Source organism: Micromonospora sp. WMMD558 (genome assembly GCF_049315255.1).
Lineage (GTDB): Bacteria > Actinomycetota > Actinomycetes > Mycobacteriales > Micromonosporaceae > Micromonospora.
Genome location: NZ_CP186061.1, coordinates 335081 through 355784, shown reverse-complemented (window position 1 = coordinate 355784; position 20704 = coordinate 335081). Strand labels below are relative to the sequence as shown.

Annotated in this window: 24 protein-coding genes and 1 pseudogene; 9 read left to right on the top strand and 16 right to left on the bottom strand. The window is 74.5% G+C overall.

The window, feature by feature from the left end:
* Positions 1-5: 5 nt before the first annotated feature.
* The 5 genes from ACN26Y_RS01650 to ACN26Y_RS01630 all read right to left on the bottom strand — a co-directional run bounded on the left by ACN26Y_RS01650 (position 6) and on the right by ACN26Y_RS01630 (position 2774).
* Positions 6-518 carry a hypothetical protein gene (locus ACN26Y_RS01650; RefSeq protein ID WP_155333745.1) on the bottom strand — a complete coding sequence of 171 codons (513 nt, stop codon included), beginning with the start codon at positions 516-518 and terminating at the stop codon, positions 6-8.
* A gap of 93 nt (positions 519-611) precedes the next feature.
* Complete coding sequence (locus tag ACN26Y_RS01645) at positions 612-794, bottom strand: hypothetical protein (protein ID WP_155333744.1); 183 nt, start codon at positions 792-794, stop codon at positions 612-614.
* Positions 795-824: 30 nt separating this feature from the next.
* Positions 825-1886 carry a sensor histidine kinase gene (locus tag ACN26Y_RS01640; protein WP_155333743.1) on the bottom strand — a complete coding sequence of 354 codons (1062 nt, stop codon included), beginning with the start codon at positions 1884-1886 and terminating at the stop codon, positions 825-827.
* Positions 1879-2574 carry a response regulator transcription factor gene (locus tag ACN26Y_RS01635; RefSeq protein ID WP_155333742.1) on the bottom strand — a complete coding sequence of 232 codons (696 nt, stop codon included), beginning with the start codon at positions 2572-2574 and terminating at the stop codon, positions 1879-1881. The genes ACN26Y_RS01640 and ACN26Y_RS01635 overlap by 8 nt, the downstream gene beginning before the upstream one ends.
* Before the next feature lie 62 nt (positions 2575-2636).
* Positions 2637-2774, bottom strand: a complete 138-nt coding sequence (locus tag ACN26Y_RS01630; protein ID WP_155333741.1) for a hypothetical protein — start codon at positions 2772-2774, stop codon at positions 2637-2639.
* A gap of 138 nt (positions 2775-2912) precedes the next feature.
* Here ACN26Y_RS01630 and ACN26Y_RS01625 point away from each other — a divergent pair, with 138 nt between their 5' ends.
* Together ACN26Y_RS01625 and ACN26Y_RS01620 are read left to right on the top strand one after the other, a co-directional pair.
* On the top strand, positions 2913-3575 hold the full coding sequence (locus tag ACN26Y_RS01625) for a GNAT family N-acetyltransferase (RefSeq protein ID WP_155333740.1): 663 nt from the start codon (positions 2913-2915) through the stop codon (positions 3573-3575).
* A gap of 332 nt (positions 3576-3907) precedes the next feature.
* Positions 3908-4267, top strand: a complete 360-nt coding sequence (locus ACN26Y_RS01620; protein WP_422734113.1) for an STAS domain-containing protein — start codon at positions 3908-3910, stop codon at positions 4265-4267.
* 8 nt (positions 4268-4275) lie between these two features.
* On the opposite strand, the gene ACN26Y_RS01615 is transcribed toward ACN26Y_RS01620, so the two are convergent.
* Entirely contained in the window at positions 4276-5478 is a 1203-nt protein-coding gene (locus tag ACN26Y_RS01615) for a PP2C family protein-serine/threonine phosphatase (RefSeq protein ID WP_155333738.1), read from the bottom strand.
* A gap of 114 nt (positions 5479-5592) precedes the next feature.
* Positions 5593-7044, bottom strand: coding sequence for a glycoside hydrolase family 3 N-terminal domain-containing protein (locus tag ACN26Y_RS01610; RefSeq protein ID WP_422734111.1), 1452 nt, complete (start codon positions 7042-7044; stop codon positions 5593-5595).
* 165 nt (positions 7045-7209) lie between these two features.
* Between ACN26Y_RS01610 and ACN26Y_RS01605 the strand changes: the two genes are divergently transcribed.
* Positions 7210-8385, top strand: coding sequence for an ROK family transcriptional regulator (locus ACN26Y_RS01605; RefSeq protein WP_155333736.1), 1176 nt, complete (start codon positions 7210-7212; stop codon positions 8383-8385).
* Positions 8386-8481: 96 nt separating this feature from the next.
* On the opposite strand, the gene ACN26Y_RS01600 is transcribed toward ACN26Y_RS01605, so the two are convergent.
* Both ACN26Y_RS01600 and ACN26Y_RS01595 read right to left on the bottom strand, forming a co-directional pair.
* The gene (locus ACN26Y_RS01600; protein WP_155333735.1) at positions 8482-9498 is read right to left on the bottom strand and encodes an ABC transporter permease subunit; all 1017 of its coding nucleotides are present in this window, start codon (positions 9496-9498) and stop codon (positions 8482-8484) included.
* Positions 9495-10505, bottom strand: a complete 1011-nt coding sequence (locus ACN26Y_RS01595; RefSeq protein WP_155333734.1) for an ABC transporter ATP-binding protein — start codon at positions 10503-10505, stop codon at positions 9495-9497. The genes ACN26Y_RS01600 and ACN26Y_RS01595 overlap by 4 nt, the downstream gene beginning before the upstream one ends.
* Before the next feature lie 123 nt (positions 10506-10628).
* On the opposite strand from ACN26Y_RS01595, the pseudogene ACN26Y_RS01590 reads away from it, so the two are divergent.
* Positions 10629-11480: pseudogene (locus ACN26Y_RS01590) on the top strand (ABC transporter ATP-binding protein); the annotation flags it as partial.
* A 4-nt stretch (positions 11481-11484) separates the two neighbouring features.
* On the opposite strand, the gene ftrA reads toward ACN26Y_RS01590, so the two are convergent.
* Positions 11485-12483, bottom strand: coding sequence for a transcriptional regulator FtrA (gene ftrA / locus ACN26Y_RS01585; protein ID WP_155333732.1), 999 nt, complete (start codon positions 12481-12483; stop codon positions 11485-11487).
* A gap of 72 nt (positions 12484-12555) precedes the next feature.
* On the opposite strand from ftrA, the gene ACN26Y_RS01580 reads away from it, so the two are divergent.
* Entirely contained in the window at positions 12556-13014 is a 459-nt protein-coding gene (locus tag ACN26Y_RS01580) for a rhodanese-like domain-containing protein (protein ID WP_155333731.1), read from the top strand.
* Between the two features lie 36 nt (positions 13015-13050).
* On the opposite strand, the gene ACN26Y_RS01575 is transcribed toward ACN26Y_RS01580, so the two are convergent.
* From ACN26Y_RS01575 to ACN26Y_RS01565, 3 genes are all read right to left on the bottom strand, one after another.
* On the bottom strand, positions 13051-13767 hold the full coding sequence (locus tag ACN26Y_RS01575) for a hypothetical protein (protein ID WP_155333730.1): 717 nt from the start codon (positions 13765-13767) through the stop codon (positions 13051-13053).
* A 15-nt stretch (positions 13768-13782) separates the two neighbouring features.
* The gene (locus tag ACN26Y_RS01570; RefSeq protein WP_155333729.1) at positions 13783-14262 is read right to left on the bottom strand and encodes a DUF6232 family protein; all 480 of its coding nucleotides are present in this window, start codon (positions 14260-14262) and stop codon (positions 13783-13785) included.
* Positions 14263-15065: 803 nt separating this feature from the next.
* Positions 15066-15632, bottom strand: coding sequence for a DUF6232 family protein (locus ACN26Y_RS01565; protein ID WP_155333728.1), 567 nt, complete (start codon positions 15630-15632; stop codon positions 15066-15068).
* Positions 15633-15731: 99 nt separating this feature from the next.
* On the opposite strand from ACN26Y_RS01565, the gene ACN26Y_RS01560 reads away from it, so the two are divergent.
* Positions 15732-16505, top strand: coding sequence for an enoyl-CoA hydratase-related protein (locus ACN26Y_RS01560; protein ID WP_155333727.1), 774 nt, complete (start codon positions 15732-15734; stop codon positions 16503-16505).
* Between the two features lie 75 nt (positions 16506-16580).
* A complete protein-coding gene (locus ACN26Y_RS01555) occupies positions 16581-18203 on the top strand; it encodes an acetolactate synthase (RefSeq protein WP_155333726.1) in 1623 nt (540 codons plus the stop codon).
* Positions 18204-18240: 37 nt separating this feature from the next.
* Here the strand turns inward: ACN26Y_RS01555 and ACN26Y_RS01550 are convergent, their stop codons facing one another.
* From ACN26Y_RS01550 to ACN26Y_RS01540, 3 genes are read right to left on the bottom strand one after another with little or no spacing between them, the layout of a single operon-like run.
* Entirely contained in the window at positions 18241-18657 is a 417-nt protein-coding gene (locus tag ACN26Y_RS01550; protein ID WP_155333725.1) for a PLD nuclease N-terminal domain-containing protein, read from the bottom strand.
* A 27-nt stretch (positions 18658-18684) separates the two neighbouring features.
* On the bottom strand, positions 18685-19005 hold the full coding sequence (locus tag ACN26Y_RS01545; protein ID WP_155333724.1) for a DUF202 domain-containing protein: 321 nt from the start codon (positions 19003-19005) through the stop codon (positions 18685-18687).
* On the bottom strand, positions 18998-19414 hold the full coding sequence (locus ACN26Y_RS01540) for a YidH family protein (protein ID WP_422734110.1): 417 nt from the start codon (positions 19412-19414) through the stop codon (positions 18998-19000). Before ACN26Y_RS01540 ends, ACN26Y_RS01545 begins: the two co-directional genes overlap by 8 nt.
* 19 nt (positions 19415-19433) lie before the next feature.
* On the opposite strand from ACN26Y_RS01540, the gene ACN26Y_RS01535 reads away from it, so the two are divergent.
* Positions 19434-20231, top strand: coding sequence for a GNAT family N-acetyltransferase (locus tag ACN26Y_RS01535; RefSeq protein ID WP_155333723.1), 798 nt, complete (start codon positions 19434-19436; stop codon positions 20229-20231).
* Entirely contained in the window at positions 20228-20641 is a 414-nt protein-coding gene (locus ACN26Y_RS01530; RefSeq protein WP_155333722.1) for a hypothetical protein, read from the top strand. Before ACN26Y_RS01535 ends, ACN26Y_RS01530 begins: the two co-directional genes overlap by 4 nt.
* Positions 20642-20704 lie beyond the last annotated feature (63 nt).

The following is a 20704-nucleotide window of genomic DNA, read 5'->3' as shown; positions in this document are numbered from 1 at the left end:
GATGCTCAGGCGGGGAAGCCGTACCGTGCGGCGTGCTCCGGGTCGGCCGGGTCGATCTGGCGCAGACCGGCGTCGGCGAGGCGCTTGTTGACCTCGTCGAGCCGCTCGCGCACCAGTCGGGCCTCCTCCTCGGTGACCCGGCCCCGGTGCGGCCTGCCCGCGTGCTCGATGGTGCCGTGGTCGACCTTTTCGGCGGCCCGGCGCGTCTTCGGCGGGCGGACCCGCTCGGCCGTCTTCAGCAGCTGCGCCATCGGCACGTCGGTGGCCATCGCGTCGAACTCGCTGGCGGTCAGCACCACCCGGCGCGGCTCGCCGCCGCCGTGCCGGTCGTGGATCTCGACGACCGCGACGTCCAGGGCGGCGTCGTCGATGCTCTCCACCTCGACCGGGGTGGCGTCCAACTGCACGGGCCCGGCCACCAGGTCAGGGTGGTCCAGGACGACGACGCGGACGACCTCGTCGTCGGGCTGGAGCACCGTGCCGCTGAAGTCGGAGACGTGGATCGTCTTCTTGCCCATGCGCGGAGCTTCTCCTGTCGTAGGCCGGTCGAAGGACCAGAAGACGTTACCCGACAGGTGTGCGAAAGCCCGCGCTGGCTCGCCGCGGTGGGGTCAGCGGGTGTTGAGGTTGCGGGTGGAGGTGCCGGCGGGCAGGCGGTTCAGCTCACCCCAGGTGAGCGTGGCCGCGCGGTTGCCCCGGTACGGCGGCTGGGCCGGGAACCGTTCCGCGACCCCGCTGTCCGGCCAGAGCAGCTCGGGGTCGTGTTGGTAACGGTCATTCGGCTGATTCGGCATGACCCTACCGTCCCAAAGAATGTTGTCCGTCTATGGAAATAGATATGACGGTCGATCGATACCCTCGGTTCCGGCGAGCGGCAACCGGATCTCGAATCGACATCCGTCCGTGATGTTCCGGACTTGTACCCGCCCGCCGTGGGCCTCAACCAATCCGCGCACGATCGCCAGCCCCAGACCGCCGGAACTGGCGGGTGCGCCGTCGCCCGGGCGCGGGGTGCGCGCCGGCTCGCCCCGGAAGGCGACGTCGAAGACCCGGGGCAGGTCCTCGTCCGGAATGCCGCCGCAGGTGTCCGCCACGGCGAGCCAGGCGCTGTCCGTGTCGCACCCGGCGTCCACCCGGACCGTGCCGTCCGACGGCGTGTAGCGGACCGCGTTGAGCAACAGGTTGCCCACCACCCGGGCCAGTTCCGGCTCGCTGGCCAGCACCGTGGGCCAGCCCGAGTCGGGGGCCTCCAGGCGGACCCGGCGGGCGGCGGCCAGCGGCGCGGTGCCGGCGAGCGCATCGGAGACCACGTCGCCCAGCGGCACCGCCGACAGCGTCAGCCGCAGCGCGCCGGCGTTGATGCGGGAGAGCTCGAACAGGTCGTCCACCAGGCGCGTCATCCGGTCGGTCTCCACCCGGATCCGGCGGTGATACTCGCCCACCGTCGCCGGGTCGTCGACCACCCGGTCCTCCAGCGCCTCGGCCATCGCCCGCAGCCCGGCGAGGGGGGTCCGCAGGTCGTGTGAGACCCAGGCGACGAGATCGCGCCGTCCCTGCTCGATCCGGCGTTCCCGCTGCCGGGCCTGATCGGCCCAGACCGCCGCGGCGGCCAGGCGTCGCCCGAACAGCCAGCCCACCACGAGGCTCACGACGGCCGCCGCGGCCACGGTTATCAGCACCACGTCCCGGTCGTGGGCGGAGAGGAACATCGCCTCGGCGACCACCGCGACGCCGGCCACCACCGCGGTCACCGTGACCGCCAGCAGGGCGACGATGTGGACGGTGACGGACCGGCCGCGCAGCAGGCGGAGGACGAGCGCGCCGACCGCGCCCACGCCGAGTGCCGCCAGGAGCGCGAACGCGAAGATCAGCGCGAGATCACGCATCGCCGGGCTCGTAGCGGTAGCCGACGCCCCACACGGTCACGATCCGCCGGGGGGTCGCCGGGTCGGCCTCGACCTTCTCGCGCAGTCGCCGGACGTGCACGGTGACCGTCGACTGGTCGCCGAAGCTCCAGCCCCACACCCGTTCCAGCAGCTCGGCCCGGCGGAACGCCCGCGTCGGATGCCGCATCAGGTGCACCAGCAGGTCGAACTCCCGTACGGTCAGGGTCAGCTCGGTGCCGTGCAGCCGGGCCACCCGGGGGCCGGTCTCGACCACCAGGGCGCCGTCGCGCAGCACGTCCGGCGGCGCGGTGACCGGCTCGCCGCCGGTCCGTCGCAGCACGGACCGCACCCGCAGCACCAACTCGCGGGGGGAGAAGGGCTTGCCCAGGTAGTCGTCGGCCCCCACTTGCAGGCCGAGGATCCGGTCGGCCTCGTCGCCGCGCGCGGTGAGCATGATGATGGGTACGCCGTCCGGCCGCGCGCGCAGCCGCCGGCAGACCTCCAGGCCGTCGACCCCCGGCAGCATCAGATCGAGCACCACGAGATGCGGTGGCTCGGTCGCCACGGCGGCGAGCGCCGAGACGCCGTCGCCCACGTGCGTCACGTCGTAGCCGGCGTGCTCCAGATAGCGGCAGACCACGTCGCTGACCGTCCGGTCGTCATCGACGACCAGCACCCGCTGCGTCACCGGACCTCCCTCGTGTCCGCACAGCCTAGCCATGCGCGGGCGGCGCGATCCTTGCGAGCCGCTTACGGGTCGGGCCCGCGGTCGCGGTGACGCACCGGCACCACCACGACGCCGACCACGCGGCCGGCGCCGACCACCACGCCGAGCACCCGGGCCACGCCGGTCAGACCGGCCACCGCGGGCACGGGCACGTCGCCCACGGCCGGCACTGAGCCCGATCGGGTCGGCCGCCCGGCCCGGCCGGCGGTCCCGGCCGGCGGTCCGTACGGCGCCCCCGCACCGGGCGGTCGGCGTACGGTGATCACCGGAGTGACCACCGGGGCCGGAGGGAGGAGCCGATGCGCGACCGGCTGCTCCACCTGCACCTGGCCACGTGGCTCGGCCAGTGGCCCGCCGGCCCCGGTCTGCACGTCGTCGGGTCCCACCGCCGGGCGCAGCCCGCCTGGGACGGCCGGCTCCGCCCGGCGGTCGCCGTCTCCGCCGCGGCGAGCACCGTGCTGTCCGTGGCGCCGGACCGGGTGACCGCCGTCCGCGACCTGGCCCGGGGCTCCGTGCGGCGGCTGCTGTCCGGCCTGCCGGCGGCGGTCGGCCATCCGGGGTGGGCCGTGCACGACGACGTGTTCCGGTGGAGCCTCGCCCCGGCGCCGTTGCCCGACGCCGGGGACTGGGTCTCGCCGGCCACACCGGGCCTGCCGCCCTGGCTGCGGCTGTTCGACCGGCCGGTGCTGGTGGTGCGGGACGAACGGGGACGGTACCTGTCGGGCGTGGGGATCAAGCGGCACGACGCGTACGGCCACGAGCTGGCGGTGGGGACCGTGCCGGCGGCGCGCGGGCGCGGCCTGGCGCGGCGGCTGGTCGCCCAGGCGGCCCGCCGGGTGCTCGACGAGGGGGCCGTGCCGACGTACCTGCACAACCGGCGCAACACCGCCTCCGCCCGGGTCGCCGAGGCGGCCGGCTTCGCCGACCGGGGCTGGCGGTCGTTCGGCGTCTACCCGAGCTGACCCGTCGGCAGGGCGCGGACCGGAGTTCCCGGGCCGGATCCCCGGTCCGCGCCCTTCCCCCCAGGCCCCGTGCGGCATCCGGCGGGCGGGCCGGAAACCGTGTGTATCGATCACGCTACGTATTCATCGGGCTGACGGCAAGGGTGGTGCGTGCGGGTCGGAGTGTCGAGAAACAGACTCTGACCTGGGCGGGAACGGTCCAGCGCTGATGTGGGGCGGTGATGCGTTGTGTGACGGACGCTGCCGACAGGTCCGCCGTGCGCGTGCTGCCGGTTGCGGTGGCGGTCGGTATGGTCGGTGGGCGGACGATGTCGGGCGGAGGTGAGGGCTTGGTGGAGCGTTCCCCGGGTGCCGAGTCCGGTGAGGCCCCCGGCCGGGTCACCCTGCGTCCCGCCGGGGAGCTCGACATCTCGACGGTGGGCACCCTCGAAGCCGCGCTCACCGACGCGCTGGCCCGCCCGGGCGTGCGCGAGATCGTGGTCGACCTGGCCGAGGTGCGCTTCCTCGACTCCAGCGGCGTACGCGTGCTCGTCCTGGCCGCCACCGCCGCCCGGAAGAGGGACGCCGTCCTGCGGGTGACCGATCCGCAGCCGGTGGTGGCCCGCGTCCTGCGGATCACCGCGGTGGGCCCGCTGCTCGGCCTGACCGACCCGGTTCCCGCCGACGGTCCCACCTGGCGTCGCCTGACCTGACCCGGCGGTCAGGGTTCGGTGTCGGCCGCGGCCCGCTCGGACCACTGCAGGAGCAGCAGCGTGGCGTCGTCACCGGTCCACCCGGCCTGATGGTCACGGACGGCGTGGCTGATCCGCCGCAGTGTCTCCGGTGCGGGCAGGCCGGAGCGGATGTGCCGTTCGGCGAGGTCGGCGAGGCGCGGCAGGCCGAACAGGACACCCGCCGCGTCGCGGGCCTCGGTCACCCCGTCGGTGTGCAGCAGCAGCCGGTCGCCGGGCTCCAGGCGGACGTGCGCCACGTCCGCACGGTCGTCCGGAAGGCCCAGCGGGAGGCGCCGCCCCTCGGCGAGGGTCCGCACGGCCCGCCCCCGGCGCAGCAGGACCGGCGGTGGATGGCCCGCGTTGACGTAGCGGAGCGCTCCGGTGTCGGTGTCGACCTCGGCGAGGACGGCGGTCACGAAGCGGGCGTCGGTCCACTGGCCGGCGATGGCGGCGTCGACCGCCCGGGCCAGCCCGGTCAGGTCGGCGCCGGCCCGCCGGGCCGAGCGCAGCGCGGACAGCGCCACCGAGGTGGTGAGCACCGCCGGCAGGCCGTGCCCCACGCCGTCGAGGAGCGCCAGTGACACCGTCGCACCGTTCAGGGCGTAGTCGAAGGCGTCGCCGCCGACCTCGTAACAGGGTTCCAGCAGAGCGCTGATCGTGGTGTTCGCGGTGGCGAAGGTGAGTGGCGGAAGGAGTTGCCACAGCAGTTCGGCGGAGACAGCCATCGGCTGGCTGCGGCGCGCGCGGTGCAGGCCGTCGCCGTACCCGATCTTGCTCGTCACCAGGTGGCCGACCAGGCCGGCGATCAGGCGGAGACCGTCGTGCAGGGCCTCGTCGGCCAGGTCGGCATCCGCCGGGGGAAACACCTCCAGCAGTCCCAGCCGGTCGGTGCCGTCCACGATCGGCAGCCAGAGCCGAGGCGGCGGGCCCTGCCCGGCATGCACCACCACCTGGGTGAAGGCCCGCCCGGCGAGGCTGGTGTCGATCGGCAGGGGCTCCGGCGTCGGGCGGCCGGGCTCGGGCAGCGGGCGCAGGTCGCACTGCTCCGCGTCGACGAGGTAGACGGTCGCCGAGGCCCGCAGCGGCCGGAGAACGGCGTTCACCGCGACCGGCAGGTCGTCGGGCGGCAGCCGGTGCGACCGGTGGGCGAGGTCGGCGAGCGCCCGGAGCCAGGATTCGGTCGCGGTCATCCGACCCGCATACCCGTAGCCGCCCGGTCCGATGCACGGCGCCGGCCGGGTGGACGCGCCCGCGCCCGTCCCCGGCCGGATCCCGGCGGCCGGAAACGGGCCGGCCCGCTCAGCTCAGCCGGCCAGGCCGAGGGCCTCGGCGGCGGCGCGCCCGTTGGCGTGGCTCGCCCCGTACGTGGTGACGAAGGCGCGGACGCCGGCCGGCCGCCACTGCGCGGGCCAGCCCATCTCGACCACCGCCACCGGATGCCGTGCGGCCAGCGCGGTGACCAGGTCGGCGGCGCCCGGCAACCGGTGCAGGTGTCGGCCGACCAGGACGATCGGCCGGTCGCCGGCGAGCCCGAGCAGGGTCGCCGGTTCGGTCTCGGCGGCCACCACGCGCAGTTCCTCCGCCCCGGCGAGGTGCGGGCCGAGGCCCCACGGCACCCGTCCCTCGGCGATCGTGGAGGTCGAGTGCAGTTGCACCACGAGGGGCTTCTCCAGCCCGGTCAGCACGCCCTCCACCCGTACGGCGCGCCGCGCGGCCGCGTACCCCAGGCCGGTGGGCGCGGCCTCGACGGTGCCGGCGGCCCGGGTCCAGGCGGCGAGGTCAGCGGCGCGGCCGGCCGCCTCCTCGACGCGTACCCGGTCCAGCCGGCCGTCGCCGAGCGCGGTGACGATCTCCGCCGCGACGTGCTCCACCAGGTCGGCGTCGACCTTGGCGCCGATGCAGAGCAGGTCCGCCCCGGCGGCGAGGGCCCGGACGGCGGCGGGGCCCACGCCGCCCGCAGCGACGGCGGCGCCCTTCATCTCCAGGGCGTCGGTGACGATCGCGCCGGTGAAGCCGTACTCGCCCCGGAGCAGGTCGACCAGGACCGCGCGGCTGAAGGTGGCTGGGCCCTCCCCGGTCAGCACCGGGACCCGGATGTGCGCGGTCATCACCGCCCGCACCCCGGCGGCGACGACCGCGGCGAACGGCGGCAGGTCCCGTTCGCGGAGCACGTCCACGGGCACGTCGACGGTGGGCAGTTCGTAGTGGGAGTCGGCGACGGTCGCGCCGTGGCCGGGGAAGTGCTTGGCGCAGGCGGCGACGCCGGCGGCCTGGAGGCCGGCCACCGCGGCGGCGGCGTGCGCCGCCACCTTGACCGGGTCGGCGCCGAACGACCGGGTGCCGATCACCGGGTTGTCGTCGGCGCTGTTCACGTCGACGGTCGGGGCGAGGTTGACGGTGATGCCGAGGGTGGCGAGTTCGGCGCCGATCGCCTCGTGGACGCGTCGGGTCAGCGCCACGTCGCCGATCGCGCCGAGCGCGGCGTTGCCGGGGTACGGGCTACCGGTGGCGTGGGCGAGCCGGGTGACGTCCCCGCCCTCCTCGTCGATCGCGATCAGCACGTCCGACCGGGCGGCGCGCAGCGTGGCGGTGCTCGCCGCCACCTGCGCCGGGTCGTGGACGTTGGTGCCGAACAGGGTGTGCCCGGCGAGCCCCTCGCCGACCAGGTCGACGGCCCAGTCCGGCGGAACCGGGCCCGGGTAGGCGGCGAGCAGCGTGCCCAGCGCGAGCCGGCGGAGTCCTGGATCCAGCCCCACTGATCTTCCCCTTTCGGTGCCCGGTGGCACGGACGTCGTACCGGAGGTGGTCCCCGGCGTGCCGGGTCGGGCGAACACTCCGGCCGCGGGTGGCCGTTACGCTACGGCTACCCGTTCGCAGGTCGGTTTACAGTTAGCAAACTTTACATATTTCGAGGACGTGGCATGAGTGCGACCCGGCTCCCCGGCACCCCCCGTCTGTTGCGGGCGCTCAACGACCGCGCGGCACTGGAACTGCTGCTGGAGCGCGGCCCGCTGACCCGGGCCCGACTGGGAGAGCTGACCGGGCTCTCCAAGGTCACCGCGTCCCAGCTGGTCGAGCGCCTGGAGGAGCGCGGGCTGGTCACCCGGGTCGGCGAGCAGGCCGGCGGGCGGGGCCCGAACGCCCAGCTCTACGCCGTCCGTCCCGGCAGCGCCCACGTGGTGGGCGTGGACGTCGGGGCGGACCGGGTGGTCGCCGCCTGCGCCGACATCACCGGGGCGGTGATCGGCCGGGTCGAGCAGTCGACGCGGGACACCGACGACCCGGTGGGCGTGGTGCACAACGCCGTCGTCCAGGTGGCGAGCAGCGCGCAGGCGCAGCTGTCGAGCGTACGGCGGATCGTGCTGGGCACCCCGGGCCTGGTCGACCCGGGCAGCGGCGACATCACCTTCGCGTTCAACCTGCCGCGCTGGCACGCCGGCCTGCTCGCCGCTCTCCGGGAGGACCTGCACACCCCGGTGGTCTTCGAGAACGACGTGAACCTGGCCGCGATGGCCGAGGCGCAGTCCGGCGCGGCGCAGGGCGTCCCCGACTTCGTGCTGGTCTGGGTCGGCGCCGGCGTGGGTCTGGCGATCATGCTGGGTGGCCGCCTGCACCACGGCACCAGCGGCGCCGCGGGTGAGATCGGCTACCTGCCGGTGCCCGGGGCGCCCATCCCGCGCGACGTCTCCCGCCGGGCGAAGCCGGCCTTCCAGCAGCTTGTCGGCGGCGACGCGGTCCGCGCGCTGGCCCACGAGCACGGGTACGCGGACGACACGGCGGCCGGTGCGGTGCGCGCGGCGATCGCCGACGGCGCGGCCGGCGGCCCGATGCTCGACGAGCTGGCCCGCCGGCTCGCCCTGGGCGTGGCGAGCACCTGTGTGGTGCTGGACCCGCCGCTGGTGGTGCTCGCCGGCGAGGTCGGGCAGGCCGGCGGGACGGCGTTGGCCGAGCGGGTGCAGCACGAGGTCGCCGCTATCACGCTGGTCCGCCCCATGGTGGTGCCGACCGGGCTGACCGAGGAGCCGATCCTGCGGGGCGCCCTGCACACCGCCCTGGAGGCCGTCCGGGACGAGGTGTTCGGCTCCACGGTCGGCTGACCGGGTGTCACCGCCGTCCGCCATGTGAAGGAATATTTCACCCCTGGTCGGCAGGCTGCAAGGTCTTGCCGCAGCCCGCCGGCCAGCGGACGTGCCTCAGATGAGGTCGCGGCGGCGGAACACCACGAAGGCCGCCGCGGCCAGCCCGCCGGCGAGCAGCAGCAGGACCGCGAGGCCCGACGGCCAGGTCAGCGTGTAGGTACCGTCGCAGAACCCGCCGAAGGAGTCCGTGCAGGCGTTCCGGTCCCAGAACTCGGCCCGCCCGGCCAGCCAGGCACCCAGATAGCTGGAGAGCATCAGCTGGTCCGGTCGGGACACCTCCAGGATCTCCAGCACCAGCCGGGCGCCCAGTTCCCAGACCACCGCGTACGCGGCGACCGCGCCCAGCGCCGCCGAGGTGTGCCGGCCCAGCGTGGCGACGGCGAAGCCGATCACGGTGGCCAGCAGCACGACGACCAGGCCGCGCCCCCAGACGGCGCCCAGGTCGGACCAGAAGTCCGCGTCCACCGGGCCGACGTAGCCGTCGACGAGGGCGATCATCCAGAACGTGGCGAGGTACGCGATCGTGGCCAGCAGGGACAGCAGCAGCGCCGCCGCCATCAGCGTGCCGAGCTTCGCGCCGAGCACGGTTGTCCGGCGGGGTCGCCACAGCAGCAGGTTCACCACCCCGCCCGAGTTCAGGTCGGCCCCGATGTAGGAGGCCCCGACCAGGAATCCGAAGAGCACGAGGAAGGCGATCAGGAAGTACAGCAGGGGGCGGGTGTCGTGGCTGAAGGTGAAGACCCCGACGAGCTTGTCGGCGGCCACCGGCAACCGCTCGCGCAGGCCGGGATCCACGATGCTGCAGTCGGAGGGGAAGTAGCCACTGTCGAAGTCCTCGGGCGGCAGCTCGCCCCGCTGCCGGGCCAGGCACCGCTCGTGGTGGAGTTCCATCTCGCGCCGCTCGCTGTCGGCCTTCTGCTGGGCGACCGCCAGCTCGCCCGGGGTCGGCCGGTGGGAGATGGCCACGTTCGTCAGGGCGGTGACGCCGAACGCCAGCACCAGCAGCACGAGCATCAGCTGGACGAAGCGCCGCGACCCGAGGCGCCCCAGCTCGGCACGGACCAGGTTCACGCGTCCACTCCCTTGCGGTCCAGGTCGATCACGTCGTCGCGGACGTCCGCGCCCGATTCCGTCGAGCCGTCCACCTGCCGGGGCACCCCGGGGTGCGCGACCGGCCCGGTCAGCTCGAGGAACACGCTCTCGAGATCCGGCCGCAGCGGTGTCAGTTCGCGGACCCAGGCGCCCTGCTCACCCAGGGTTCGGCTGATGGTGGCGGCGTCGTCCACCCCGTGCACCACCAGATGGTCGGGGTGCTCGGTGACCGTGAGGCCGGCGCCGCGCAGCAGCTCCGTCGCCCGGTCCGGCTCGTCCACCCGGACCAGCACCTCGTGCCGGTCGAAGCCGGCCAGCACCTCGTCCACGCGTCCCGCGGCGACCCGTCGGCCCCGCGAGATGATCGTCACGTGGTCGCAGATCAGCTGGATCTCGGCCAGGATGTGGCTGGAGACCAGCACGGTCACGCCCGAGTCGGCCAGCGTCCGCATCAGGTCCCGCATCTCCCGGATGCCGGCCGGGTCCAACCCGTTCGCCGGCTCGTCGAGGATCAGCAGCTCCGGGCTCTTGAGCAGGGCGGACGCCACCGCGAGGCGCTGCTTCATGCCCAGGGAGTAGCCCTTCACCCGCTCGTGGCCCCGATCGCGCAGACCCACCTGGTCCAGCACCTCGTCGATCCGGGACGTCGGGACGCCGCCGGCGCGGGCCAGCAGCCGGAGTGTCCGGTGAGCGGTGAAGTTGCCGAAGAACTGCGGGCTCTCCACGATCGCGCCCACCCGCCCGGCGACCCGGGGCAGGTGCTCCGGAGCCTGCTCGCCGAGCACCCGCATCCGGCCGTCGTCGGCCCGCACCAGCCCGAGCAGGGCGCGCAGCGTGGTCGTCTTGCCCGACCCGTTCGGCCCCAGGAACCCGTGCACCTGGCCGGCCTCCACGAGCAGGTCGAACCCGTCGACCGCCACCCGGCGCCCGCGCCGCACGCTGTGGAACGTCTTGCGCAGACCCTCGATCTCGATGACCGCGCTCATCCGCGCAGCTCCGTGCTCCGAACGGGCATCGGCCGTCCTCCGGTGGGGGTGATCAATGACACGGCGACTCAGCCTAGGCCCGGCACGCCGCCCGTGGGGGGCGCCGCGGCGGTGCGTGGTTGGATGGGCCTCGTGACTGGTGACCTGATCCCCGGCGCTTCCGGCGCCGCTGCCGCCCCCTCGCCCGTGGACGCGGATCTGGTGGTCAGCCTCGACGGCGTCGGCGTGCGCCGCTCCGGCACGGCCCTCCTGCACGACCTCGACTGGCGGGTCGAGTTGGACGAGCGGTGGGTGGTCCTCGGCCCCAACGGCGCCGGCAAGACCACCCTGCTCAATCTCGCCGCCGGACGGCTGCACCCCACCACCGGCACCGCCCACGTGCTCGGCGAGCGGATCGGCCGCACCGACGTGACCGAACTGCGGACCCGCATCGGGCTCTCCACCGCCGCCCTCGCCGAGCGGATCCCCGCCGACGAACGCGTCGCCGACGTGGTGGTCACCGCCGCGTGGTCGGTCGTCGGCCGGTGGCGGGAGAGCTATGACAGCGGCGACGAGGCCCGCGCACGGTCCCTGCTCTCGCAACTCGGGGTCGGCGCGCTGGCCGATCGCCCGTACGGCACCCTCTCCGAGGGTGAGCGGAAGCGGGTGCAGATCGCCCGCGCGCTGATGACCGACCCGGAGCTGCTGCTGCTCGACGAGCCCGCCGCCGGGCTGGACCTGGGTGGCCGCGAGGACCTGGTCGCCCGGCTCGCGGAGCTGGCGTACGACCCGGACGCCCCGGCGCTGGTGCTGGTCACCCACCACGTGGAGGAGGTCCCGCCCGGCTTCACGCACGCGCTCCTGCTGCGCGAGGGCGGCGTGGTGGCGCAGGGGCTGCTCGGCGACACGCTGACCGGGGACAACCTCTCCAAGACCTTCGGCCTGCCCCTGCTGGTCGAGCGGCACGGCGACCGGTACACCGCCCGCGCCGCCTGAGGCGTCAGGAAGGGCTCCGCGTACCGCCCGCCGTCCCGGTGCGGAAGGCCCGGCGGTACGCCGACGGCGACGTCCGCATCGCCCGGGCGAAGTGGTGCCGGTACGTGACCGGGGCGTCGAAGCCGACCGCGCCGGCGACCTCCTCGACCGGGACGTCGGTCGTCTCCAGCAGCGCCAGGCTGGCCCGGATCCGCTGGTCCACCAGCCACCGGATCGGGCTGGTCCCGGTGGCCCGCGCGAAGTGCCGCAGGTACGTGCGGGACGACATGTGCGCCTGCGCGGCCAGCCGCGCCACGGTGAGCGGTTCGGCGAGGTGCGCCAGGGCCCACGCCATGCTGCCGGCGATCCGGTGGTCGTCCGGGTCGGCCGCCACCGGCGCCTCGATGAACTGCGCCTGCCCGCCGTCGCGGTGCGGCGGGATCACCAGGCGGCGGGCGACCGCGTTGGCGACCGCCGCGCCGTGGTCGCGGCGGACCACGTGGACGCACAGGTCCAGACCGGCGGCGCTGCCCGCACTGGTGAGGATGTCGCCGTCGTCCAGGTAGAGCACGTCCGGGTCGACCGTGACGCGGGGATGCCGGCGGGCCAGCCGGTCGGCGTACCGCCAGTGGGTGGTGGCGCGCCGCCCATCGAGCAGGCCGGCGCCGGCGAGGGCGAACGCACCGGAGCAGATCGACATGATGCGGGCACCGGACCGGTGCGCCCGGCGCAGCGCGGCGACCAGCTCCGGCGACGGGTCGGCGGTCACGTCGGCCACCCCCGGCACGATCACGGTCGCGGCGGCGGCCAGCTCGTCCAGGCCGTACGGGGTGTGCAGGGTGGCGCCGCCGACCAGCGGCACCGGCCCCGGCCGCTCCGCGCACACCGTGAGCGCGTACCAGTCGACGTCGAACTCGGGCCGGGGCAGCCCGAACACCTCGGTGACGATGCCCGTCTCGAAGACCGACATCCCGGGGTACGCGAGGACGGCGACACTGCGGTCGCGGGGGGCTCGGAGCGGCATGGCGGGATGTTAGCGGAGAACGGCGTACGCGCCACTCGTCCGGCCGCCCCGGCCGGTCCGACGATCGACGGCATGACCCACGCCTTCGCCGTACCGGCCGCCACGCCGGCCGTCGCCGCAGCTCACTTCCTCGCCCGCCTCGCCGTCGAGACCGACGTCAGCGACGTGCACGCCGACCTGGAGGCGGGGGTGCCCGGCCTGGTCGTGGTCGACTCGCGCGGTGCCGCCGCCTGGGACCAGGGGCACCTGCTCGGTGCCGTCCACCTGCCGACCGCCGACATCGCGACGCGCGCCGCCGGGATCGTGCCGGCCGGATCGCGGGTCGTCACCTACTGCTGGGGTCCGGGCTGCAACGGCGCGACGCGGGCGGCGCTGGAGTTCGCCCGGCTCGGGTACGCGGTCAAGGAGATGCTCGGCGGCTACGAGTACTGGGTCCGCGAAGGGCTTCCCGTCGTCGCGCCGGGCGGGCTCACCCGCCGGCCGGTCGACGAGCTGACCGCGCCGCCCGCCGCGATCACCTGCGACTGCTGATCCCTGCCGGCGCTCCGCCTGGTGCCGGGTGCCGGGTCACCCGGCCGGCTCGTCGGTGAGCCGTTCGCCCCGGCGGCGCAGCATGTTGAGGCCGGGGATGCCGGCGACGGCCAGCTTGAGGTCGCGGGTGACGTCGAGCAGGTCGTGCAGGTCCGGCCCGACCCGGTCGAGGGTGGCGAGGATGGGCAGGATGTCGGCGGTGAGGTGCTGCCGCAGCTTGGGCAGCTCGTCGACGAGGCGGATGGCGGCGGCCACCTCCTCGTGGCTGAGCTGCTCCACGAAGTGGTTCGCCATCGGGGCGCCCCGGCGCAGCGCGGGCTCGTACGCGGTCAGCAACTCCGCCGCGGTGGCCGCCGCCTCCGCCGCGACGCCCACCGTCTCGGCCGCCCGGCCGGCGATCGAGTCGGCCGCGCCGACCACGGCGCCCGCCGTCCGGGCCACCTTCTCCGCCTCGCCGACCACCACCGTCGCGGCGGCGGCCACCTCGGCGGCGTTCTCGATGGCGGTGGTCGCGGCGGCGCTGATGACCGCCACCTCGGCCACCGCGGCCTCGGCGTCGGTGAGTACCCGGTCGGTGCGGTCCAGGGACGTCTCGATCCGGTCCACCACCCCGTCGATCCGCGTCAGCAGCGCCTCCACCCCGTCGAGCACCGCGAAGGCGCGGGCGGGGATCGCGGCGAACGAGGCCGCCGAGTCGAGGGCGGAGCGGGTGAGGCCGACGACCGACGCGGGCCGGGGGAGGGGAATCGCCATGGCACCCAGTGTGCGTCAGCGGCGCTCCCCGTGCTGTTCGACGGCGCGTTGCACGGCCCGGTAGATCTGCCCGAACCGGAGCGCGTCCGGGGTGCGCAGCAGCAGCATCTCGCGGCCGTGCGCCTGCACCCACAGCTCGTGCACGCGGTTCCCCCGCTCGTACGAGCGGTCCAGCCATCCGAGCGGGATCTCCAGGAAGGGCGTGAGCGCCAGCGCGAGCACGACGCACGCGACGAGGGTGATCAGCACCGGCAGCCAGCCCCGGTCCGGCACCGACCACGCGAGCGAGAGCGCGCACACCACGGCCACCAGCGGTGGCAGCGACAGCACCAGCACCAGGACGCCCCGGCCCAGGACCCGCCCCCGGACGGCGAGCGTCGTCCGTCCCTTGGCGTGCCAGACGTACGTCACGTCGGCGATCGCCACCGCCAGTCCACCGACCCGGATCGACTCGGACGTCACCTGCACCACGTCGTCCCGGTAATAGAGGGCCATCACTAAGCCTAACCACCCCGCGGCGAACCGCCGGTGTCCGCGAGGACGGGTCGGGGCCTCCTGTCGGGTCCGTCGGACTGCCGCCGTCGGTACCCCGCGACGTCCCGGTGGCGGCTCACCTCGTCTCACGCGGGCCGGTCCCATGGAAGGCCTGGTGATGGGCACCCGCAGCGGCGACCTGTTGCCGGCCGGCGCCTTTGGAACTGACCCATTCACGACATCAGCCGATATCTCGTCGCCCTGCCAGGTCTCCCGGTGGGGTCCGTCGTCCAGTCCGGCTTGTCAGGGGCGTTCGTCGTCCGGTTCGGGCCAGAGGAGTTCGGCGTCCGGTCCGGCTTGTCAGGGCGTTCGGCGTCCGGTCCGGCTTGTCAGCGGCGTCCGTCGTCCGGTCCGGCTTGTCAGCGGCGATCGGCGTCCGGTTCGGGCCAGAGGAGTTCGGCGTCCGGTCCGGGCACAGCGGGTTCGGCGTTCCGGCCCGCAAGTGGCAAGCGACGTTCGGCGCTGACGCCGGGCGGCGGGCATCCTGTCGCCGAGGGTGCCGGCGCGGGGTAATCCAGCAACGACATCAGGTCCAAAGGGGCCGGGAGGGCTACGTGTAGGGGCGCGTCGACGACGAACAGGTTCCGAGCGGCACCGGCAGGCGGGCCCGGGGGACCGAGCAGGAACGCAACGTCGAGGTGGTCCGGCGGTACTGGCGGACCTCGTCACGAGGGCCTGGCGGAGCTGCGCGCGGCGGCGGTCTCGTCCCCCGGGCTCACCGTGCTCGCCCCGGCGATCGTGGAGCTGCTCGCCGCCGAGGATCGCTACGGCCTGCTGCGGGGCCTGGGCATGCTGCCGGACGCGCCGATCCCGTTCTGACCCGCGCCGATCGCGTTCCGGCCCGCGCCGATCGCGTTCGGGCCGCGAACCGCGGGCGGGTGGCCGGCCTCGACGGCCCGCTGCACCGCCCGGTAGATCTGGCCGAACCGCAGGGCATCCCCGGTGGCCAGCAGCTGGACCGGTCGGCCGCGCCAGCGGGCCCAGATCTCCAGCCGCCGGCTGCCGCGGGCGTACGAGCGGTCCAGGTGCTCGAAGAGAAAGTCGGCGACCGGCCCGACGGCCAGCCCGACCAGCACCGAGGCGCCGACGATCCCGACCGTGACGGCGGCGGAGCGGTCCAGCCAGAGGGCGAGCGCGATGCCCAGCCCGGCGGCGACCAGGGGCCCGGCGAGGGCCGCGCCGATCGCGCCCCGGCCGGCGAGCACCCGCCACGAGCGGCTGCCGCGGTGGTGCCACACGGCGCTGATCTCGGCCAGCGCAAAGGTCCGACCGTCCACCCGCACGGCGGTGGAGGTGACCTGGACCGACCTGTCGTCGTAGTACGTGACCATCACGGAACTCCCGGTGGCGGCGCTGACACCAGACTACGTACCACAACGAGCCGGGCCGTAAGGTTGGCACGCGACTTCGACGAGGAAGTGAGGGTCAGCGTGGGCGAGTTCGTGCGGCTGGAGACCAAGGACGGCATCGGCACCATCCGGCTGGAGCGGCCGCCGATGAACGCCCTCAACACCCAGGTGCAGGAGGAGTTGCGCGCCGCGGCGACGGCGGCCACCGCCGACCCGGAGGTCCGCGCCGTCATCGTGTACGGCGGTGAGAAGGTCTTCGCGGCCGGCGCGGACATCAAGGAGATGGCCGACATGTCCTATGTGGACATGGCCGACCGCGCCGCCGACCTGTCCAGCGCGCTGGGTGCGATCGCACGGATCCCCAAGCCGGTGGTCGCGGCGATCACCGGGTACGCGCTCGGCGGCGGCTGCGAGCTGGCCCTCGCCTGCGACTGGCGGGTGGTCGCCGAGGACGCCAAGCTCGGCCAGCCGGAGATCAAGCTCGGCATCATCCCGGGCGCCGGCGGCACCCAGCGGCTCGCCCGCCTGGTCGGCCCGGCTCGCGCCAAGGACCTGATCATGTCGGGCCGGATGGTGGACGCGCAGGAGGCGCTGCGGATCGGGTTGGCCGACCGCGTCGTCCCGGCCGCCGAGGTGTACGACGCCGCGGTGGCGTTGGTGAAGCCGTACCTGACCGGGCCGGTGCAGGCGCTGCGCGCGGCGAAGCTCGCGGTCGACGGCGGCCTGGACATGGACCTGAACTCCGGCCTCGCCTGGGAGAGCCAGCTCTTCGCGGCGCTGTTCGCCACCGACGACCGGCGCGAGGGCATGGCGGCGTTCGTCGAGAAGCGGAAGCCGGACTTCACCGGCCGCTGACCCGAGCGGTGTTCACATTCGGGCTACCGCTGAGTAGCGTGTGACCCCGGTCATCCGGAACGAAGGGGAGCGGTGATGTCGGAGCGGATCGAAGGTCACGGCGGCGAGCTGGCGCTCGCGGCGCTGCGCGCGTACGGGGTGCGGGAGATGTTCACCCTCTCCGGCGGGCACGTCTTCCCGCTCTACGACGCCGCGCACAAGGGCGACTTCCCGATCTACGACGTGCGGCACGAGCAGTCGGCGGTCTTCGCGGCCGAGGCGGTCGCGAAGCTCCAGCGGCGACCGGGTCTCGCCGTGCTCACCGCCGGCCCCGGTGTCACCAACGGCATCTCCGGGTTGACCAGCGCGTTCTTCAACGCGTCGCCGGTGCTGGTGCTGGGCGGGCGGGCCCCGCAGTTCCGGTGGGGTTCGGGCAGCCTCCAGGAGATGGACCACCTGCCGCTGGTCGCCCCGGTGACCAAGCACGCCGAGACGGTGTTCAGCACCGACGACATCCCGCGGGCGGTGGGCGCGGCGCTGACCGCGGCGCTCACCCCGCACCGGGGTCCGGTCTTCCTGGACTTCCCGCTCGAGGCGGTCTTCTCGGTGGCCGACGCGGACCTGCCCGCGCCGGCGGGCATCGCCCCGATCGAGCCGGACCCGGACGAGGTGACGAAGGCGGCCACCCTGATCGCCGGCGCCAGCCGTCCCGTGATCATCGCCGGTTCCGACGTGTACGCCGGTGACGCCGTCACCGCCCTGCGCGAGGCGGCCGAGGCGCTCCAGGTTCCCGTCTTCACCAACGGCATGGGTCGCGGCGCGCTGCCGCCGGAGCACCCGCTCGCCTTCGCCAAGGCCCGGCGGGTCGCCGTCAAGGGCGCCGACGTGGTCGTGGTCGTCGGCACCCCGCTGGACTTCCGGCTCGGCTTCGGCGACTTCGGCGACGCGAAGGTGGTGCACGTCGTCGACGCGCCGAGCCAGCGCGCCGGGCACGTCCAGCCGGCCGCCGCGCCCGCCGGCGACCTGCGGCTGATCCTCTCCGCGTTCGCCGGGTACACCGGCGACCGGGCCGACCACGCCGACTGGATCGCCGGCCTGCGGACCGCCGAGGACGCCGCCAAGGCCCGTGACGCCGAGGAGATGGCCGCCGAGAGCGACCCGATCCGCCCCGGCCGGGTCTACGGCGAGCTGCGCAAGGTGCTCGCCCGCGATGCCATCACCATCGGCGACGGCGGGGACTTCGTCTCGTACGCCGGCCGCTACCTGGAGCCGGCGCAGCCCGGCACCTGGCTCGACCCGGGCCCGTACGGCTGCCTCGGCACCGGCATGGGCTACGCGATGGGCGCCCGGGTGACCCACCCCGACCGGCAGGTCTGTGTGCTGATGGGCGACGGCGCGGCCGGCTTCTCGCTGATGGACGTGGAGTCGCTGGTCCGGCAGAAGCTGCCGGTCGTGATCGTGGTGGGCAACAACGGCATCTGGGGCCTGGAGAAGCACCCGATGCGGGCCATGTACGGCTACGACGTCGCGGCCGACCTCCAGCCCGAGCTGCGCTACGACGCCGTGGTCGGTGCGCTCGGCGGCGCCGGCGAGACGGTGGCGAAGGCCGCCGACCTGGGGCCGGCGCTGAAGCGGGCGTTCGAGGCGGGCGTGCCGTACCTGGTGAACGTGCTGACCGACCCGACCGACGCGTACCCCCGCTCGTCGAACCTGGCCTGAGCCGGACCGGCCGCCGGCACGCGGTGCCGGCGGCCGGTCAGGCGTCGGGGCTCTTCTCCTCGCGCGGCGGGTCGCCCTCGCGGCGGCGCAGGTCGTCCTCGCGGCGGCGCAGGTCGTCCTCCCAGCGCCGGAACAGGTCCTGGTCCCGCGGGCGGGTGCGCTCGTCGATCGAGCGGAGGAACTCGGGGTCGTCGTCGGGGGCGACCGGCCGGGGCTTGCGCTCGGCGACGCCCTTGCCGACCGGCCATGCCTTCGCGGCGCCACCGGCACCGCGGTCACGGCCGGCGACGAACCAGGCGATCGACCCGACCAGCGGGAAGAACAGGATGATCAGCACCCAGGCGACCCGGGGCAGGGCGCGGATGTCGCCCTCCTCGGCCGAGAGGCAGCTGATCAGAGCGCAGACGGCGAGGACGATCTGCGCGAGGAAGACGAGGACGTACAGCCGGGCCATGACTCCATGATGACGCACCCGCGCCGGCTACCACACCCCGCGTATCAGCACCACGACACCGAGCGTGGCGTACCCGACGGTGGCCAGCGCGGCCAGCGGCACGGCCCGGCTGTAGGCGGCCCGTCGGGCGACCGTCACCCGCCACCAGCAGACGAGCAGCGCCGCCGACCAGCCGAGCACCGCCACCCCGCCGAGTGTCACGCCGGCCGCGCCGAGGGGCAGCGCCAGCCGCACGGTCAACACCATGACGACCGTCATCGCCAGCGCGGTGCGCCGCCAGGCGAGCCGGGTCCGTTCGGGTTGCAGGCCCGGGTCGGGCCGGCTGACCCCGGACGCCCGGTCAGCCATTCCCGCCGATGGCGCGGACCAGCACCGCGGCGACCAGGAGCAGCGCCCCTACGCCCACGGCGAGCGCCAGGACGGCCGGGAAGCGGGAGGCGGGCAGCTCCTCGCCGAGCCGGATCGCACGCTCGGTGCGGGCCCAGTGGTCGATGGCCCGGACCGCGACAGCCCCGCCGAGCAGCAGCAGGGCGATGGCGATCGCCTCACGCAGGTGGGCCAGCGGCAGCGGCGGCAGGAACTGTGCCGTGGCCAGGCCGCCGGCGACCAGCGCCAGGCCGGTCCGCAGCCAGGCGAGGAAGGTGCGCTCGTTGGCCAGCGAGAAGCGGTAGTCCGGCGTGGTGCCCACCGAACGTAGCTCCTGCGGGTCGAACCACCGCCTGATCGCGTGCCACACGTGCTGATTATCCGCTTCCATCCGGACGTAGCCTGGTCTGGTGACGGATCTTGATGTGAACACCCTCCGGAGGGCGTACGACCGCCACCTGCGCGCCTTCGTGCCCGACCCGCTGCCGGCCGGCGTGTCCATCGAGCGGGACGGCCCGCTGCTGCGGTTCCTCGGCCTCGACGACGGCGGCTTCCTCACGTACCACGACCTGGGCGGCCTGGCGGGCGCGGAGCTGGACGAGCTGATCGCCCGGCAGGTGGCGATCTTCCGGGATCGGGGCGAGCCGGTCGAGTGGAAGCTGCACGGCCACGACGAACCGGCCGACCTGGCGGACCGGCTGCGCGCCGCCGGATTCGTGCCGGAAGCGCCGGAGACCGTCGTGATCGGGCCGGTCGCGCCAATCGCCGCCGCCCTCCCGGTCGTTCCCGAGGGCGTCCGGCTGCGCGAGGTCACCTCGCGTGCGGACCTGGACCGGATCGTGGCGATGGAGGAGGCGGTGTGGGGCACCGACCGCAGCCACCTCGGGCCCGGCCTGGAGAAGGAGCTCGCCGCCGACCCGCAGTCGATCACCGTGGTGGTGGCCGAGGCCGGCGACGAGGTGGTCAGTGCCGGCTGGGTGCGGTACCCGCAGGGGACCGGGTTCGCGACCCTCTGGGGCGGCTCGACCCTGCCCGCCTGGCGTCGTCGGGGGATCTACCGGGCCCTGGTCACCTACCGGGCCCGGCTCGCCGCGCAGCGCGGCGCCACGCTGCTTGAGGTGGACGCCTCGGCGGACAGCCGGCCGATCCTGGAACGGCTCGGCCTCGTCGCGGTCACCACGACCACGCCGTACGTCTACACTCCGTGATCATGGAGCAGCGGTTGACGGCCGAGGAGCGGCTGACTCTCAAGACCGGAGCCTTCGGTGCGGTCTTCCTGGTGTCCAACGCCGACCCCGGCATGCTGGCGCTGTTCCGGGAGAGCTTCGCCGCCTCCGGTGCGATGGCCGACGCCAGCGGGGTCGTCAAGGAGGCGCTGACCACCGGCCCGCTGCCCAGGCTGCCGAGGGACTCGGCGCTGGAGATCGAGTCGGTGGTGCTCCCGGCGCTCACCCGTGCGGTGGCGATCCTGCGGAGCAAGGCTCCGTCGGAGGTCGGCACGTACCGCGAGGTGGTGCTCGCCGCGGCGGACCGGGTGGCCCAGGCGCACCGCGGCGTCAGCCCGGAGGAGACGGCGATGATCGAACGGATCCGCGCGGCGCTGGCGCAGGCGGCCTGAGCTGCGCGGTGAGCTGTGTCACCCCCGCCCTCCGGAGAGGGCAAGCTACTTGTGGGTAACATT